The organism is Paenibacillus sp. FSL R7-0652 (assembly GCF_038595045.1).
GTDB lineage: Bacteria > Bacillota > Bacilli > Paenibacillales > Paenibacillaceae > Paenibacillus.
This window is the reverse complement of sequence record NZ_CP152001.1, coordinates 5206249-5223721: the sequence shown is the minus strand read 5'-3', so window position 1 is coordinate 5223721 and position 17473 is coordinate 5206249. Positions and strand designations below refer to the sequence as shown.

At 48.0% G+C, this 17473-nt stretch carries 13 protein-coding genes and 1 tRNA gene; 13 read left to right on the top strand and 1 reads right to left on the bottom strand.

Going from position 1 to position 17473, the window contains the following annotated elements:
• Positions 1-113 precede the first annotated feature (113 nt).
• Positions 114-187: transfer RNA gene (locus tag MKY97_RS22885), tRNA-Arg, on the bottom strand.
• Between the two features lie 323 nt (positions 188-510).
• On the opposite strand from MKY97_RS22885, the gene MKY97_RS22880 reads away from it, so the two are divergent.
• The 13 genes from MKY97_RS22880 to cobA all read left to right on the top strand — a co-directional run bounded on the left by MKY97_RS22880 (position 511) and on the right by cobA (position 17314).
• Positions 511-1359: a hypothetical protein gene (locus tag MKY97_RS22880; protein ID WP_342556431.1), complete on the top strand. Its 849-nt coding sequence runs from the start codon at positions 511-513 to the stop codon at positions 1357-1359.
• 135 nt (positions 1360-1494) lie between these two features.
• Positions 1495-2835 (top strand): trigger factor, encoded by a 1341-nt coding sequence (gene tig, locus MKY97_RS22875; protein WP_342552539.1) that lies wholly within the window; start codon positions 1495-1497, stop codon positions 2833-2835.
• A 383-nt stretch (positions 2836-3218) separates the two neighbouring features.
• The gene (gene clpP / locus MKY97_RS22870) at positions 3219-3809 is read left to right on the top strand and encodes an ATP-dependent Clp endopeptidase proteolytic subunit ClpP (protein ID WP_090919143.1); all 591 of its coding nucleotides are present in this window, start codon (positions 3219-3221) and stop codon (positions 3807-3809) included.
• 12 nt (positions 3810-3821) lie between these two features.
• On the top strand, positions 3822-5075 hold the full coding sequence (gene clpX, locus MKY97_RS22865; protein WP_342552538.1) for an ATP-dependent protease ATP-binding subunit ClpX: 1254 nt from the start codon (positions 3822-3824) through the stop codon (positions 5073-5075).
• A gap of 121 nt (positions 5076-5196) precedes the next feature.
• Positions 5197-6294 (top strand): flavodoxin-dependent (E)-4-hydroxy-3-methylbut-2-enyl-diphosphate synthase, encoded by a 1098-nt coding sequence (ispG, locus tag MKY97_RS22860; protein WP_342552537.1) that lies wholly within the window; start codon positions 5197-5199, stop codon positions 6292-6294.
• A gap of 176 nt (positions 6295-6470) precedes the next feature.
• Positions 6471-8228 carry an ATP-dependent protease LonB gene (gene lonB, locus MKY97_RS22855; RefSeq protein WP_342552536.1) on the top strand — a complete coding sequence of 586 codons (1758 nt, stop codon included), beginning with the start codon at positions 6471-6473 and terminating at the stop codon, positions 8226-8228.
• 86 nt (positions 8229-8314) lie between these two features.
• On the top strand, positions 8315-10654 hold the full coding sequence (gene lon, locus MKY97_RS22850) for an endopeptidase La (RefSeq protein ID WP_342552535.1): 2340 nt from the start codon (positions 8315-8317) through the stop codon (positions 10652-10654).
• A gap of 228 nt (positions 10655-10882) precedes the next feature.
• Positions 10883-11548, top strand: a complete 666-nt coding sequence (yihA, locus tag MKY97_RS22845) for a ribosome biogenesis GTP-binding protein YihA/YsxC (RefSeq protein ID WP_342552534.1) — start codon at positions 10883-10885, stop codon at positions 11546-11548.
• Between the two features lie 338 nt (positions 11549-11886).
• Positions 11887-13272, top strand: coding sequence for a glutamyl-tRNA reductase (gene hemA, locus MKY97_RS22840; protein ID WP_342552533.1), 1386 nt, complete (start codon positions 11887-11889; stop codon positions 13270-13272).
• Positions 13273-13325: 53 nt separating this feature from the next.
• Positions 13326-14114, top strand: a complete 789-nt coding sequence (ccsA, locus tag MKY97_RS22835; RefSeq protein ID WP_342556430.1) for a cytochrome c biogenesis protein CcsA — start codon at positions 13326-13328, stop codon at positions 14112-14114.
• Between the two features lie 5 nt (positions 14115-14119).
• Positions 14120-14770, top strand: coding sequence for a bifunctional precorrin-2 dehydrogenase/sirohydrochlorin ferrochelatase (locus tag MKY97_RS22830; RefSeq protein WP_342552532.1), 651 nt, complete (start codon positions 14120-14122; stop codon positions 14768-14770).
• A gap of 2 nt (positions 14771-14772) precedes the next feature.
• A complete protein-coding gene (gene hemC, locus MKY97_RS22825) occupies positions 14773-15729 on the top strand; it encodes a hydroxymethylbilane synthase (RefSeq protein ID WP_342552531.1) in 957 nt (318 codons plus the stop codon).
• 4 nt (positions 15730-15733) lie between these two features.
• A complete protein-coding gene (cobA, locus tag MKY97_RS22820) occupies positions 15734-17314 on the top strand; it encodes a uroporphyrinogen-III C-methyltransferase (RefSeq protein ID WP_342552530.1) in 1581 nt (526 codons plus the stop codon).
• The last annotated feature ends 159 nt before the right edge of the window (positions 17315-17473 follow it).

The window sequence follows — 17473 nt, the reverse complement described above, 5'->3', positions numbered from 1 at the left end:
TGACCGTCGAGGCTGAGAGGCATATGTTAACGAGTAGATGCCCAGGCGAACCACCCGGGGTTCTCATCCCCAGAACGCAAAAAAAGCTTCCCGAAGGAAGCTTTTTTTCTGAACGTCCCAGGAGGGATTCGAACCCCCGACCGACGGCTTAGAAGGCCGTTGCTCTATCCTGCTGAGCTACTGAGACATGAAATTTTTCAAGCAAAAATGATTTTATCATAAATAAAAATAAATATCAAATGTTTATTTTTTGTTCCATTTTCGTATATGATATTTGGCGGCTGTAACGTTTTTTTCTTTCTAATAAAGGTTATGTTAGAATATCAGAAGAACTTACAAAATAGATCGATATTTGTTGATATATATCTATTCATGGTCAATTCCAACTGGAGATTCAGGAACAGAGGAGGTGCTCCTATCAAGGAATCCACGACCCCGGAAACCGCGCATAACAACAAAATTGTGCTGTTTCCAAAAACGCTGGACTATTATCAGATACAGCTGACGGTTATGCTTGAAAACGAACGTTATGTTGAAGCCATGGACATGCTTCGTTTTTTGCTGCAGTGTCAGGGGCAGGATGAACGTCACTACGATGAGTGGAGGGCGCTGCTTGAATGGCTGCAGGCAGCATTTCCTCAGCATGAAGAGATGGACCTGCCGGTGATTCGTCAAGAAGAGGATGAGGAAGAGGATGTCAGCGAGGAAGAGATGGCCCGGCAGCACGCCAAGTTGAAGCTTGCGCAGGACGACGGTTACGCTGATAAGCTGCTCCGTACAGTTATGGAAGGGCCGCTGTCCGAGCAGACGATGCTGGCACTTGAACAGCTGGCATTTCTGGACGTTTCGAAGGTTGATGAGCAGCTGATTCAATGGCTTCAAACAAAGACGCTTCATCCGCTTTTACAATTCAGAGTGCTGCAGACGCTGCGGCGCCGAGGAGTGCAGGATATCATTCGCTTCACAAGAGGCGATGAAGATGTAGAAGTTGATATCACTGGCGTCCCGCTTAAGCCGGAAGAATTTCCACTTCAGATTGTTCAGATTCTGGAACGGGTAGCAGACCAGACGGAGGTTCATGAACCTACGCTCTTTTATTTTGCCCAGGAACTGTGGATACAATATGTAATGGCGGTCTATGGAACAAGGGATTACGAGTCTATGCTGGAACAAAATGACGCTGCTGCAGACATATGGGCTGCTGCGCTGCATATGACGGTGGCAGACAGTCTTGGTGGTTCACATGATGAAGAAAATACGCGCTCAATGTACGCTGTGACTGGTGCAATGAGGTTTCGTCTGGAGCAGGCTTATCGTTCGATGAAACAGTTTGTTTCGGCTGGTTTGGACGGTCATTAAAGGGCGGAAACGTTTACCTTAAACCGTATCAAGGGATTCCTCTTGAAAAAGAATGTAAACTTGTTTATACTAAAATGGTTATTTTGTACGTGATCGCCTACGTGAACATGTGAATTTTGGAGGGGAAAGTATACAATGAAAGCAACTTGGGAAAAGATAGAGAAGAACCTTGGGGTTCTTGAGGTTGAAGTCGGTGCAGAGCGCGTAACGGAAGCACTCGACAAAGCTTTTAATAAAGTAGTGAAACAAGCAAACGTACCTGGATTCCGTAAAGGTAAAGTACCACGTCCAATCTTCGAAGCTCGTTTCGGAGTAGAGAGCCTTTATCAAGAAGCAATCGACATTTTGCTTCCTGAAGCTTACACAGAAGCGATTGATCAAACGGATATCTTCCCGGTTGATCGTCCTGATGTAGACATCGAGCAATTCGGTAAAGGACAATCTTTCAAATTCAAAGCGAAAGTAACCGTGAAACCAGAAGTTACCCTGGGTGACTACAAAGGAATCGAAGTTGCTGTAGCTAAAAGTGAAGTAACTGAAGCAGAAGTAGCAGAAGAGCTGGAGCGTCTGCAGCAGCGTCATGCTGAACTGGTTGTTGTTGACGAAGGTTCCGCAGCGAACGGCGATGTTGCTGTAATCGACTTTGACGGTTCTGTTGATGGCGTACCTTTCGAAGGTGGCAAAGCAGAGCGTTACTCCCTGGAACTGGGTTCCAACACATTCATTCCTGGCTTTGAAGAGCAGGTTGTGGGATTGTCCACTGGTGACTTCAAAGACGTAGAAGTAACTTTCCCTGAGAGCTACCATGCAGCTGAACTGGCTGGCAAACAAGCGGTATTCAAAGTGAAAGTACATGAAATTAAACGCAAACAGCTTCCAGAACTGGATGATGAGTTTGCTAAAGATGTTAGCGAGTTTGATACTCTGGAAGAGTACAAAGCTGACCTCAAAACACAACTGGAATCCCGTAAAGCAGATGAGTTCAAAGCTGCACAGGAAAATGCAGTTGTAGAAAAAGTAGCTGAAAACGCTGAAGTAGATATCCCTGCTTCAATGGTTGACAGCGAAGTACAGAACATGATGCGCGATTTCGACAACCGTCTTCGCAACCAAGGCATGAACCTTGAAATGTTCCTGAGCTTCTCCGGCCAGACGCAAGCTGACCTGAGAGCACAAATGCAGGATGATGCTTCCAAACGTGTCCGCAACAACCTGGTGCTTGAAGCGGTAGGCAAAGCGGAAAACATCGAAGTGTCTGACGAAGAAGTGAACCAAGAACTCGAGAAGATGGCTGAATCTTACAAGCGTCCTGCTGAAGAGATCCGCGGCATTCTCGAAGGTAACGGTTCCCTGGACAGCCTTCGTGATGAAGTGAAATTGCGCAAAACAATCGATGTTCTCGTTGAGAACAGTAAAGTTGTTGAGCCGGTTGAAGCTCCAGCTGAAGAAGCTGCTGCAGAAGCTGACGAAAAATAAGACAAGCTGTTTAACTTAACAGCTGCATACATGATAAGGCACGTGAGTTACTGCGTGCCTTATTTTTAAATTATGACATCCATTTTATAGAAAAATGAGTAATGATATGGATGGTTGTTTATTTTTCTGCTGGGTGCCCGTTTTCGGTTTATTCCATACCTTTGCGCGCGGCTGTAAATAAAAAAAGCCAATACGGCATAGGATGGTTGTAATTTGCACATACATAGAAAACATGGTTAAATATGATCAGGCTAAATCGTAAACATCCCTAGGATGACATGATTCCTGAAAAATGACATTGTCACAGGAACATGTTAAAATGATTTTGGGTTTGCTTTACAGTCAGCCTATGTCTAATTACATGTAGAAAAGAGGTTGGTCTCATGAGTCTGGTGCCAATGGTTGTTGAACAAACCAATCGAGGCGAGCGTTCTTACGATATATATTCACGTTTGCTGAAAGATCGCATTATTTTTCTGACCAGTGCGATTGATGACGATGTAGCCAATCTTGTCATAGCTCAGCTTTTGTTTTTGGCAGCCGACGATCCTGAGAAGGATATCAGCTTGTATATTAATTCACCTGGTGGTTCTGTTACTGCAGGGATGGGTATATACGATACGATGCAGTTTATCAAGCCAGATGTATCGACCATTTGCGTAGGCATGGCAGCGAGCATGGGCTCTCTATTGCTGACCGCAGGCGCTCCTGGCAAAAGATATGCGCTTACGAACAGTGAAGTCATGATTCATCAGCCGCTTGGCGGCGTACAGGGACAGGCTGCGGACATTAAAATCCACGCAGAATGGATCATTAAAACTCGTCAGAAACTGAATCAAATATATGTTGATCGTACAGGTCAGCCCCTTGATAAAATTGAGCGGGATACAGACCGTGACTTTTTCATGAGTGCAGAAGAAGCAAAAACGTACGGCATTATTGACCAGGTGCTCAGCAGACCGATCAATTCCTAAAGGGGTGGTTTCATGTTTAAATTTAACGATGAGAAAGGGCAGCTGAAATGCTCTTTTTGCGGTAAATCTCAGGAGCAGGTTCGCAAGCTGGTCGCTGGACCAGGCGTATACATCTGTGATGAATGTATTGAACTTTGCACCGAAATCGTGGAGGAAGAGCTCGGTCATGATGAAGAGCTGGATCTGAAAGATATTCCAAAGCCAAAAGAAATTCGCGATATTCTCGATCAGTATGTTATTGGTCAGGAACAAGCGAAAAAATCTTTGTCTGTTGCGGTGTACAACCACTACAAACGCATCAATACACAAAGCAAGATTGAAGATGTCGAGCTGTCCAAAAGTAACATTTTGCTGTTAGGACCTACCGGTTCCGGTAAAACGCTGCTTGCCCAAACGATGGCCAAAATCCTGAATGTTCCTTTTGCAATTGCGGATGCAACTTCATTAACAGAAGCCGGATACGTGGGTGAGGATGTAGAGAACATTCTGCTCAAGCTGATCCAGGCTGCAGACTATGATGTTGAAAAAGCAGAACGCGGCATTATCTATATTGATGAAATTGATAAAGTGGCACGTAAATCGGAGAATCCGTCCATTACGCGTGACGTATCCGGCGAAGGGGTTCAGCAAGCCTTGCTGAAGATCCTTGAAGGTACAGTTGCTTCTGTACCGCCGCAAGGTGGTCGTAAGCATCCGCATCAAGAGTTCATTCAGATTGATACAACCAACATCCTGTTCATTTGCGGTGGTGCCTTTGATGGTCTCGAACAGATGATTAAACGCCGGATCGGTAAAAAAGTCATTGGCTTTAATGCCGCTACGGAGCAAAAAGATTTGAAACCGGGTGAGTACCTGGGTATGGTACTGCCAGAAGACCTGCTGAAATTCGGTTTGATTCCGGAATTCGTAGGCCGTCTGCCTGTGATCTCGACTTTGGAGCCGCTTGATGAAGATACATTAGTGCGGATTCTGTCTGAACCGAAAAACGCACTGACGAAGCAGTACCAGAAACTGCTTGAACTGGACAATGTTAATCTGGTGTTTGAACCGGGTGCATTGCTGGCGATTGCCAAAGAAGCAATCAAGCGTAACACGGGTGCACGTGGCTTGCGTGCAATCATTGAAGGCATCATGCTGGAAATCATGTACGAAGTGCCTTCACGTGAAGACGTGACGAGCTGTGTCATTACAGAAGAAGTCGTTGAGAAAAAAGTTGTGCCTGAACTTGGCCAATCAAAGGATGATAAGCAGGAAGAGAGTGCCTAAAGCACATTTACTTCAGCTGAGCTCTGAAATATAGACTTGTCAGTTCTCCACTTGGGCAGAAGGCTTTTATAAGGTCTTTTGTCAGGGTGGAGCTTTGACGTTGTGGGGAGAGAAATCACTCATGTATTTAAGACAGGATACCCGTCCCGTAAAAGTAGGGAACTTGACCATTGGCGGTAGTAACGAAGTTATTATTCAGAGTATGTGTACAACCAAAACAGCAGACGTGGAGGCGACGGTTGCGGAGATTTTGCGACTGGAAGAAGCCGGATGCCAAGTGGTGCGTGTAACGGTGAATAATGAAGAAGCTGCGGCCGCCATTAAGGAAATCAAGAAGCGGATTCATATCCCGCTGGTTGCAGATATTCATTTTAACTACAAGCTGGCTTTGCTTGCCATTGAGAATGGTATTGATAAAGTTCGGATCAATCCGGGCAATATCGGTAAACGAGCCAAAGTAGAAGAGGTTGTTAAAGCTTGTAAGGACAAAGGTATTCCGATTCGGATTGGAGTAAACGCGGGTTCACTGGAGAATCATTTACTCGAAAAGTATGGTTATCCTACTGCAGATGCTATGGTTGAAAGTGCATTGTACCACATTGGTATTCTGGAAGAACTTGATTTCCACGATATCATCGTGTCACTTAAGGCCTCTGATGTACCTATGGCGATCGAAGCGTATACCAAAGCAGCGCAGATCATTCCATATCCGCTTCATCTCGGGATTACGGAAGCAGGTACATTGTTCTCGGGCACGATTAAAAGTTCCGCGGGCATGGGCGCTTTGCTCTCCATGGGCATTGGTTCAACAATGCGGATCTCGCTGAGTGCCGATCCGGTAGAAGAGATTAAAGTGGCGCGTGATCTGCTCAAAACGTTTGGTTTGATTTCCAATGCTGCGACACTAATTTCTTGTCCAACATGTGGACGTCTGGATATTGATCTCTTTTCCATCGCTAACGAAGTGGAAGAATACATCTCGAAGCTGAAGGTGCCGATTAAGGTATCCGTGCTTGGCTGTGCGGTAAATGGTCCAGGTGAAGCGAAAGAAGCGGATATCGGTATTGCCGGTGCCCGCGGAGAAGGTCTTTTATTCCGCCATGGGAAGATGATTCGTAAAGTGCCGGAAGAGATCATGGTAGATGAATTGAAAAAAGAGATCGACAAAATCGTCGAAGCGTATGAAGAGACTGGTGTAATCCCTGGACGCTCGCACTAATAACGATTGAATTCTTTATGAAGGCCCGCCATACTGGCGGGCTTTTTGCGTACACTCGAATAATTCTCCGTTACAATTTCGGCTTCTTCCGTTTACGTCTCGTTGAAAAGGCTATACTACCAAGTATTAGCATGATCACAGTTGAGAAGAAGTACAGAACAGGAGGAGTTTGGAATATGGGTGACCTTGGCATGGTATTCATGTTGATACAGTTATTTTTTGGCGTGGTAGTCGGGTTATATTTTTGGAACCTGCTTCGGGGCCAGAAAACGAACCGTACTGCCGTTGAGCGTGAATCGAAGAAAGAGTTGGAGAAGCTTCGCAAATTGCGCTCCATCTCGCTGACCAAACCGCTTGCGGAGAAGACGCGACCGGCTACCATCCATGACATTGTCGGGCAAAAAGATGGGCTGCGTGCGCTCAAGGCAGCATTATGCAGTGCCAATCCGCAGCATGTAATTATATATGGTCCGCCTGGAGTGGGAAAAACAGCTGCTGCAAGGGTCGTGCTGGAAGAGGCGAAGAAAAATCCGTCCTCGCCGTTCAAAGCGGATGCCAAATTTACAGAACTGGATGCGACAACGGCTCGTTTTGATGAACGGGGCATTGCTGATCCGCTGATTGGTTCTGTTCATGATCCGATCTATCAGGGAGCAGGAGCCATGGGTGTAGCAGGCATTCCTCAACCCAAACCGGGTGCGGTGACCAAAGCGCATGGCGGCATGCTTTTTATTGATGAAATTGGAGAATTACATTCCATTCAGATGAATAAGCTGCTCAAAGTACTGGAGGATCGCAAGGTCTTTTTGGAAAGTGCGTACTATAACTCGGAAGATACGCATACTCCTGCTTATATCCATGATATTTTCCAGAATGGGCTTCCGGCAGACTTTCGGCTGGTTGGAGCGACGACACGTTCCCCGCATGAGCTCCCTCCTGCGCTGCGTTCACGATGTATGGAGGTCTATTTCCGTCCCCTGCTGCCTGAGGAGATTGGCAGAATTGCGGAAGATGCCGTACAGAAAATCGGATTTAGTCCCTGCCCGGATGCGGTTGATGTGGTCAAACGATATGCAACCAATGGACGTGAAGCGGTCAATATCATTCAGCTGGCTGCGGGTCTCGCACTGACTGAAAAGCGTGAGACACTTCAGGCTTCCGATGTCGAGTGGGTCGCAGGGAGCAGTCAGATCCAGCCAAGGCCGGATCGCAAGGTTCCTTCACAGCCGCAGGTCGGGTTTGTCAATGGGCTTGCTGTTTACGGACCGAACATGGGTACCATTCTGGAGATTGAGGTGTCAGCGGTTCCTGCGCCGAAAGACCAGGGCCGCATCAACATCACAGGTGTTGTGGATGAGGAAGAGATTGGAGGCGGTTCCCGTACACTCCGGCGGAAAAGCATGGCTAAAGGCTCGGTTGAAAATGTGTTAACCGTATTAAAAGCGATGGGCATCCGCACGAGTGATTACGATTTACATGTGAATTTCCCGGGGGGTACGCCAATCGATGGTCCCTCGGCAGGGATTGCCATGGCGACAGCAATTACTTCAGCCATTCAGGGACGCCCTGTAGACCACGAGATCGCAATGACGGGCGAGATTAGTATTCACGGCCGTGTGAAGCCGATTGGCGGCGTGCTGGCGAAGGTAGAGGCGGCTTTCCAAGCTGGTGCGAAGACGGTCATTATACCGGCAGAGAACTGGCAGTCCATTTTTGACAATCTGGATGGTTTGCGGGTGATTCCCGTAGATACCGTTCAGGACGTGTTTCGTGAAGTATTTGGTTGGGAGCCTGGAGCGCATCAGGTGGAACAGCAGGTAGCGGCCGAAGAGACGACTGCGCAGAAACCGGAGATTTTCCCTCCAGCATCCGCCTCTTATTTGCGGGCAGAGCCACCTCGTCCGGGGCAGGTTACAGATTCGGGAAGCTGCTGAGCGCTTCCCTTCATTGGTTTTTTATGTGAACATTTGATAGAATAATGGATGACTACAACCTGAGAGCCATTGGAGGTGCGAAAGCGATGGGACCGAGCAAATCGAAAGGTCGTCGTTTTCCTTTACTGCCTTTAAGAGGACTTCTCGTCTACCCGAGTATGGTGCTGCATCTCGATGTGGGCCGGGAGAAATCGGTCAAGGCTTTAGAAAAAGCGATGGTAGAAGAACATTTGATTCTCCTATGTTCCCAAGCCGAGGTCAATATTGAGGAACCTACACGAGAGGATATTTTCCGAATTGGAACCGTAGCCAAGGTGAGACAGATGCTGAAGCTGCCGAATGGAACCATTCGAGTGCTTGTGGAGGGCTTGGAACGGGCTGAAATTATTGAATATACGGACAACGAGGATTATTACGAGGTGCTGGCACAAGAGCTGCCTGAGGAAGAGAATAATCATCCCGAGACGGATGCCCTCATGCGTACCGTTCTGAACCAGTTTGAGAACTATATTAATCTGTCCAAAAAGGTAACCCCCGAGACACTAGCCGCTGTGTCCGACATTGAGGAGCCAGGACGCCTCGCGGATGTCATTACAAGCCATCTGTCCTTGAAGATCAAGGACAAACAGGAAATTCTGGAGACCATCGATGTGCGGGAACGTCTGGAGAAGCTGCTGGACATCCTGAATAACGAGCGCGAAGTGCTTGAGCTTGAACGCAAGATCAGCCAGCGTGTGAAGAAACAGATGGAGAAAACCCAGAAGGAATATTATTTGCGTGAACAGATGAAGGCGATCCAGAAGGAACTTGGTGAAAAAGAGGGCCGTGCAGGCGAAGTCGAAGAACTTCGCAATCAGATGGATAGTCTTGGCCTGCCGGACAAGGTAAAAGAGAAAGTCGAGAAGGAAATCGATCGACTGGAAAAGATGCCGGCAAGCTCTGCCGAGGGCGGTGTCATCCGCAACTATGTGGATTGGCTGCTTGCTTTGCCTTGGACCCAGCTGACCGAGGATGACCTGGATATCCAGAAGGCTGAAGATGTGCTTAATGCAGATCACTACGGACTGGAGAAACCGAAAGAGCGTGTGCTGGAGTATTTGGCCGTGCAGAAGCTCGTCAAAAAGCTTAAAGGTCCAATCCTCTGTCTGGTTGGCCCGCCAGGAGTAGGTAAAACCTCTCTTGCTCGTTCGATCGCCAGATCGCTTGGGCGGGAGTTTGTTCGTATCTCTCTGGGCGGCGTGCGGGATGAAGCCGAAATTCGCGGACACCGCCGTACTTATGTAGGTGCGATGCCGGGCCGAATTATCCAGGGTATGAAAACAGCAGGGTCACTCAATCCTGTATTCTTGCTGGATGAGATCGACAAGATGGCTTCTGACTTCCGCGGAGATCCTTCGGCAGCACTGCTGGAGGTACTTGATCCGGAGCAGAACAATACGTTTAGCGATCACTTTGTGGAGCTGCCATTTGACTTATCCAACGTTATGTTTATTACAACGGCCAACACCGTGCACAATATTCCGCGTCCCCTGCTGGACCGGATGGAAATGCTGAATATTCCGGGTTATACCGAACTGGAGAAGCTGCAGATATCCAAAAACTATTTGCTGCCGAAACAGAAGAAGGACCACGGCTTGGAAGAAGATCAGCTTGAGGTTCCGGATGACAGTCTGCTGAAAGTCATTCGTGAATACACACGCGAATCCGGTGTGCGGAATCTGGAGCAGCAGATGGCATCGCTGTGCCGGAAAGCGGCCAAAAATATCGTGTCCGGGGCAGAAGGCCAAATTGTGATCCTGCCGGACGATGTCAAAGATTATCTTGGTCCAGGTAAATTCCGCTATGGCATGGCTGAACTGGAAGATCAGATTGGTACCGTAACGGGGCTGGCATGGACTGAAGTGGGTGGAGACACACTCGTTATTGAAGTGACCGTGGTGCCGGGAACAGGCAAGCTGACCCTCACGGGTAAACTGGGAGACGTCATGAAAGAATCAGCTCAGGCGGCCTTCAGCTATACCCGTTCCAAAGCAGCGCAGCTCGGTATCGCCTCGGATTTTCACGAGAAAAACGACATTCATATCCACGTACCGGAAGGTGCCATTCCCAAAGATGGCCCATCTGCCGGTATTACAATGGCGACTGCGTTGATCTCCGCGCTGACGAACAAACATGTGTCCAAGGACATTGCCATGACAGGCGAAATTACGCTGCGCGGACGGGTACTGCCTATCGGTGGCTTGAAAGAAAAGTCACTTGCAGCCCACCGTGCCGGATACAAAAAAATATTACTGCCCAAGGATAACGAACGGGATCTGCGTGACATTCCGGACAGCATCAAGGAAGATGTGGAATTTGTACCCGTAGCTCATATGGATCAGGTGCTGCAGCATGCGCTTGTTGAACAGGCGGGCATTCCTCTGTAATTCGTATCCACAGGAATTTTTGAAGAACAGACCGTTCTGCGGAGGCTTCGGCATCCGTTGGAGCGGTCTTTTTTGTGATGAATATACGTTTTTTGGAGAGAAAAGCCGATTTTTTGGGTACAAGAGGTGTTTTTTTGGTATGATAGAAAGAATGATGGCATAATACGAGATGAATATGTAGAAATGTTACACTCGCATCACAGGAGTTCAAGAGAGGAAAGATGCAATTTGAAAGTGAATCAATCTGAATTTATTATTAGTGCCGTTCGGCCTGAACAATATCCAGATGACGGTCTGCCGGAGATTGCCCTGGCCGGGCGCTCCAACGTGGGCAAGTCATCCCTGATCAATCGAATGATTAATCGTAAAAATCTGGCGCGCACAAGTGCCACTCCTGGTAAAACCCAGCAGCTGAACTATTATAAGATCAATCAAGATTTGTATTTCGTCGACTTTCCGGGTTATGGATACGCCAAGGTATCCAAAGAGCAGCGCTTTGCCTGGGGGAAAATGATGGAGAAATACCTGCTGCAGCGTGATGAATTAAAACTGGTCATGCAGATGGTGGACATGAGACATGAGCCATCCAAGGATGATAAAATGATGAACGAATGGCTGCGCCATCATGGACTGCCGCTGGTTGTCGTGGCTACGAAGATGGACAAAATCCCCAAGACACGCAGAGCCAAACACATTAAAGTGATCAAGGAAGCGTTGGGGCTTCGCTCAGGCGACCTGTTCGTTCCTTTTTCATCAGAGGAAGGTCTGGGGAAGGAAGAACTGTGGGATATCATTACCCGCCATGCCCGCATAGACAAGTACGCACCAGTTGATGAGGATATCGATAACGAGACTGAAGAAGCTGTTTTAACACCAGAAGATACCAAACTCTAATATGTAACGTTTGAAAATACATCATGTGCCCGCACCTTAGATAGTCATGGAATATTTCCATGGCTATTTGTTATAAAACGTCTTGAAATCGCGTGCAGAGCACTTCGTCACATTGAATATCATCATTTGTCCCATTTTATGCATAACGGTGAACATTGGTGAGACACTACAATAAATGACAATGCATATGATATCATCATGTTGATTTCATAAACATTTCATAAAAATGGGCGAGTGATGGACTTGATGTGTGATATAATTAACTATGTCAATCTGAACTGGATAGACATATACAGTAAGCACTTTGATTGGAAATTTATTAGGCAGGTGAACTTGCAATGCACATCGTTGTTGTTGGTTTGAATTATCGCACGGCGCCTGTAGAGGTCAGAGAACGATTCACATTTGCAGAAAAGGACTTGTCTGAAGCGCTGCAGCAGCTCAAGCTGACCAAGAGTGTATTGGAAGGTGTGATCGTAGCCACTTGTAATCGTACTGAATTGTACGTTGTGGTTGACCGTCTTCACATGTGCGGTTATTTTATTCGAACATTTATGGAACAGTGGTTTAACGTTCCACGAGAAGAATTTACGCAGCATTTATATATATATGAAGATGATCAGGCTATGCGCCATCTGTTCCGTGTAATCTGCGGACTAGATTCGATGGTCATTGGAGAGACCCAGATTCTTGGCCAAGTGAAACAGGCTTTTTTCAAAGCGCAGGAAGAGAAAGCGACAGGAACTTGGTTTAACAAGCTGTTCAAACAGGCTGTTACTCTGGGCAAGCGGGCACATTCGGAAACGTCCATTGGGGAGAGTGCCGTTTCTGTCAGCTATGCGGCGGTTGAACTGGGCAAGCGAATTTTTGGTATGTTCACTGATAAAAAGGTGCTTATTTTGGGTGCCGGTAAAATGAGTGAACTTACAGTGAAACATCTTTACGCCAATGGAGCGTCTGAAGTTATTGTAGCCAACCGTACGCTCGCCAGAGCCGAGGAGCTTGCCAGCAAATTCCGGGGCACTCCTTGTACCATGGAACAGGCACTATCGAGACTGGATGAAGTAGATATCGTGATTAGTTCCACAGGTGCAGAGCGTTATATTCTGGATGCAGGTATTGTACGCGAAAGCATGAAGCGTCGGCAATCCCGTCCGCTGTTCCTGATCGACATTGCGGTACCACGTGATATCGACCCGGCTATCGGTGAAATCTCCAACGTATTTCTTTATGATATCGACGATCTGGAAGGCATCGTCGAGAGCAATATGGAGATGCGTAAGGTAGAAGCAGCCAAAATTGAAAGAATGATCGATCTGGAAATGGAAGATTATTATCAGTGGCTCAGAACGCTTGGCGTTCGTCCAGTCATTCGTGCGCTGCAGGAGAAGGGCGTGTCCATTCACGAAGAAACGATGGATAGTCTGTTCAACAAGCTGCCGGAGCTGGATGAGCATCAGCGTAAAGTGATTCGTCGTTTGACCAAAAGTATTGTGAATCAAATGACCACTGATCCGATCAACCGAATCAAGGAAATGGCAGGTACGAAGCAGGGTGACGAAGCACTGCGCATGTTTACGCAGATATTCGCGCTGGAAGACGCAGTAGAGATGGCTGCTGAAAAAGTGAATCAGAGTGATGCAACAGCTCTGGGCAAACCAGCGGTTCACCTTAACGAAAACCGGCAAGACCCCGTGCCGGCTTATGTTCCGGCAGGCGTATAAGGCGGGTGGGCGGCTTGACCCTTGCTGAACAAATCTATGAAGTATTAATCTATATGTATGCCCTGAGCCTACTGTTCTATTTCTCGGACTGCATTCGACGCAATGCGGGGGCGAAGCGGACAGGCACAGGGTTTCTTGTTGTTGTATGGGGACTGCAGGTGACCCATGTGATCCTGCGGATGTGGATCGAAGGTCACTTCCCGATCTATACCACATTTGACTTTCTATTTATTTTCTCTTTCAGCATTGTGCTGATGTCATTAATTATGACTCGGGTGCAGCGTTCAGAATTTGTCATCCTGCTGCTGAACATCGTTGGATTTTCGGTAACGGTATTGAACAGATTATGGTTTACAGCAGGCGAGATCTCACTTCACAATTGGCAGACGGTTCACGGTTTGTTAATCATGCATATTACCTTGGCCAACCTGGGCTTTGCGGCTTTGACGGTTGCGTCGGTATTTGCACTGCTGTATCTGTTCCTGCATCACAAGTTGAAAAACAAAAAATGGAATGATACGGTGCGGCGTTTGCCCAGCCTGGAGGTCATAGGGAAATACATGGATGGTGCCACATTGATAGGTACGCCACTTCTAGGTGTATCCGTTGTGCTGGCTGTGCTGTCCATCGTCGCAGAACGGCGCTGGCATCTGCTGCTGGATTCAAAAGTGATTGCAACAGGTTTGGCGATTGCGATCTATGTGGGTTATTTTATCGTGAAGAGAAGAAAACAGTTTTCGATGATCGTGATGTCTAGGTGGACATTGATTGGATATGCTCTTGTCATTATCAGCTTCTTATCCAATGCGTACTCAGCGTTTCATCGCTGGACGGGAGAGTGAAAGGGATGGAACACTACACGCCGATTTATGTGAATACTTCAGGACGGTCCGTCTTTGTTGTCGGCGGAGGTCGCGTGGCCGAGCGCAAAGTGAAGGGATTGCTGCAGACAGAAGCCCGAATTACGGTAGTCAGCCCGCAGCTTACGCCTGCTCTCGAACAACTGCATCAGGAATCCCGATTCGATTGGATAGCCCGGTCCTACCGCAATGGAGATTTGTGGGGGGCCTTTCTCGTATATGCGGCTACGGATCAGCAGCAGGTTAATACAGCTGTAGTTCACGAGGCTGAAGCTGCATCTATATTGGTGAATGATGCCATGTCTTCGGGCAGCAGCAGTTTTATTACGCCTAGTGTGGTGAGACGAGGGCGATTAAGCATTGCCATCTCGACTGCCGGTGCAGGACCTGCGGCGGCGGCCGAGATTCGTGCTATGCTGGAACAGCAGTTCGGAGATGAATACGAGACGTATCTTGATTTTTTGCACCAGATGAGGATGGAGATCAAATCCCGCGGGTTACCTCCAGCGGTTAGAACCAGACTGCTGCGGCGTCTGACGGAGATGAATCTGCTGGAAATGATACGTACAGGTCGGTTCCAATGGTGGACTGAAGAAGAAATCGGGAACTGGATATCCCGTAATCAGGAGGAAGTGTAGATATGCGGACAATTAAAGTAGGCAGCAGACAGAGTGCTTTAGCACTAACCCAGACGGGGTACGTTATTCAGGATTTGCGTGATATTTGTAAGCGGGAAGGTTTAGCTTTTGACTTTGAGGTACATAAGATTGTGACGAAAGGTGACCTTATTCTGGATGTTACGTTGTCCAAAGTGGGCGGTAAAGGTTTGTTTGTTAAAGAGATTGAACAGGCAATGCTGGATCGTACCATTGATATGGCCGTGCACAGCATGAAGGACATGCCCTCCGAGCTTCCCGAAGGGCTGGTTAACGGTGCTGTTCCCCGGCGAGCAGACCCAAGGGATGCACTTGTATCTCGCGGAGGGCTTACGCTTGATCAACTGCCAGAGGGCGCAAGAGTTGGAACAAGCAGCCTGCGCAGATCAAGCCAGTTAAAGGCCTATCGCCCGGACCTGCAGCTGGAATCCATCCGCGGCAATATTGATTCCCGTCTGCGAAAGCTTGAAACCGAAGGGCTGGATGCCATCATTTTGGCAGCAGCAGGTTTGTATCGCATGGGCTGGCAGGATCGAATTACCGAGTATTTGACGGAGGAAGCTTGTCTTCCGGCTGTAGGTCAAGGGGCTCTTGGTATTGAGTGTCGTGAGGATGACGAGGAGCTGCTGCATTTGTTGTCGCTCTACAATGATCCGACAACCGCTTCACCCGTAATGGCGGAACGACGTTTTCTCAGCGTGTTAAATGGAGGCTGTCAGGTACCGATCGGAGCACATGCGGTATGGGTACCGGAACAGGATGCTGTTTCCCTGAACGGTGAAAACAAGTTACAATTAACGGGGATGGTTGGTACGCCGGATGGCGGACTGATTTTGAAGGAAACATTGAGCGGCAAAGATCCGGTCCGTTTGGGAGAAGAAGTGGCCTGGAGATTAATTGAGCGCGGAGCTGAACAGATACTGGCAGAAGTTAGGGGATGAAGGCATGGCGGGGAAGGTCTTTTTGGTAGGTGCGGGTCCTGGAGATGCAAGGTTGATTACCGTAAAAGGATGGGAAACCATCGGCAAGGCGGATGCTGTAGTGTACGATCGTTTGGCGAGTCCACGATTGCTGAAACTCATGAAACCGGGTGCGGTTAAAATCTATGTGGGGAAACGTCCGGATCGGCATACGATGAAGCAGGAAGAGATTAATCAGCTTCTTGTTGATCTGGCTCTTGAAGGCAAGGTTGTTGTACGTTTGAAAGGCGGAGACCCCACAATTTTCGGACGGGTTGGGGAAGAAGCAGAACTGCTGCACAAAAACGGTATTCCGTTTGAAATTGTACCTGGTGTAACCGCCGCGATCAGCGTGCCTGCATATGCAGGTATACCGGTCACACATCGTGATTATGCTTCTTCCATCTCAATTATTACCGGACATGAAAGTCCGGATAAGCTGGATCGCAGCATTCATTGGGATAAAGTAACGAATGCAACGGGTACACTGGTATTTATGATGGGTGTTGCCAAGATTGGTTATATCAGCGAGCAGCTCATTCGTCATGGGCGCCCGGCAAGCACACCTGTAGCGCTTGTACGTTGGGGAACACGTGCAGAGCAGGATACCATTACAGGAACGCTGGAGGATATCGAAGCTAAAGTTACTGCGGCAAACTTCCAGCCACCTGCTGTAATCGTTGTCGGAGATGTTGTGAATCAGCGGGAGCAGTTAAAATGGGCAGAGGTGCTGCCGCTGTTTGGCAAACGAATTCTGGTTACTCGCGCTCGCAGTCAAGCGAGTGAACTGGTCAGTCGCATCGAGGAACTCGGCGGAGAACCGTATGAGTTTCCAGTCATTGAGACGGTCATGCCGTCCAGTGAATCGTCCAAACAAAGTGTCAAAGAGGCACTCCATGTGTTAAATACGTTTGATTGGGTCTTTTTCACAAGTGTGAATGGTGTAGAATTTTTCTTCCGTCATCTGGAAGACGAAGGCAAGGATATTCGCTCGCTTCATCAAGCGAGAATTGCCGCAGTGGGGCCGTCTACGGCAGAAGCACTGCGTAAGCACGGCATTGCACCCGAAGTTGTAAAGGGGCCTTTTCAGGCGGAAGGTATGCTGGAAACATTTGAGAGTGAATTAAAGGCGGGTCAGAAGGTGCTTATTCCACATGGCGATCTTGCACGCTCCTGGCTGCCGGAACAACTGCGAGAAAGAGGGCTTCATGTTACTGAGGCCATCATCTATGACACCATTCTTGCGGGTGAGGATGACGATGAACTGCTCAAGCTGCTTGAAGAGGGCGGTATCCATGCGATGACCTTTACAAGCTCTTCCACCGTGAAGAACTTTATGAAGATGCTGAAACGCATGGGTGTAGACGATCCGCTGCCGCTGCTGAAGGGAGTAGAGGTTGCGTGTATTGGTCCGGTTACAGCCAAAACCGCAGAGGATGCTGGATTGAACGTCACTTTGATGGCAAAGGAAGCTACGATGACCAGCTTGATCGATGTATTGTGTGAGTGGAAACGTGCTGGCGGCAGTGGAACTGACAGCAGCATGGCTGGGCAGCTGCACGAATAACAGTTGTGAGAGTCAATTAGATTAAATCATTATCCTCTATGGATATCGTTATATGGAGAAGAGACAAGCTTCGGCTGAACCTAGGAAGCGTGCTGCATTCGATAAGAAACAGCGCGCTTCGCTTTTTGCAGCATAAAATTTCAGGGAGGTATATTATAA

Coding starts and splice junctions, on each gene's coding strand:
- lonB (WP_342552536.1), top strand. CDS start 6,471: ATGGGTGACCTTGGCATGGTATTCATGTTGATACAGTTATTTTTTGGC.
- hemA (WP_342552533.1), top strand. CDS start 11,887: ATGCACATCGTTGTTGTTGGTTTGAATTATCGCACGGCGCCTGTAGAG.
- tig (WP_342552539.1), top strand. CDS start 1,495: ATGAAAGCAACTTGGGAAAAGATAGAGAAGAACCTTGGGGTTCTTGAG.
- MKY97_RS22830 (WP_342552532.1), top strand. CDS start 14,120: ATGGAACACTACACGCCGATTTATGTGAATACTTCAGGACGGTCCGTC.
- lon (WP_342552535.1), top strand. CDS start 8,315: ATGGGACCGAGCAAATCGAAAGGTCGTCGTTTTCCTTTACTGCCTTTA.
- hemC (WP_342552531.1), top strand. CDS start 14,773: ATGCGGACAATTAAAGTAGGCAGCAGACAGAGTGCTTTAGCACTAACC.
- ccsA (WP_342556430.1), top strand. CDS start 13,326: ATGTATGCCCTGAGCCTACTGTTCTATTTCTCGGACTGCATTCGACGC.
- MKY97_RS22880 (WP_342556431.1), top strand. CDS start 511: ATGCTTGAAAACGAACGTTATGTTGAAGCCATGGACATGCTTCGTTTT.
- clpP (WP_090919143.1), top strand. CDS start 3,219: ATGAGTCTGGTGCCAATGGTTGTTGAACAAACCAATCGAGGCGAGCGT.
- ispG (WP_342552537.1), top strand. CDS start 5,197: ATGTATTTAAGACAGGATACCCGTCCCGTAAAAGTAGGGAACTTGACC.
- cobA (WP_342552530.1), top strand. CDS start 15,734: ATGGCGGGGAAGGTCTTTTTGGTAGGTGCGGGTCCTGGAGATGCAAGG.
- clpX (WP_342552538.1), top strand. CDS start 3,822: ATGTTTAAATTTAACGATGAGAAAGGGCAGCTGAAATGCTCTTTTTGC.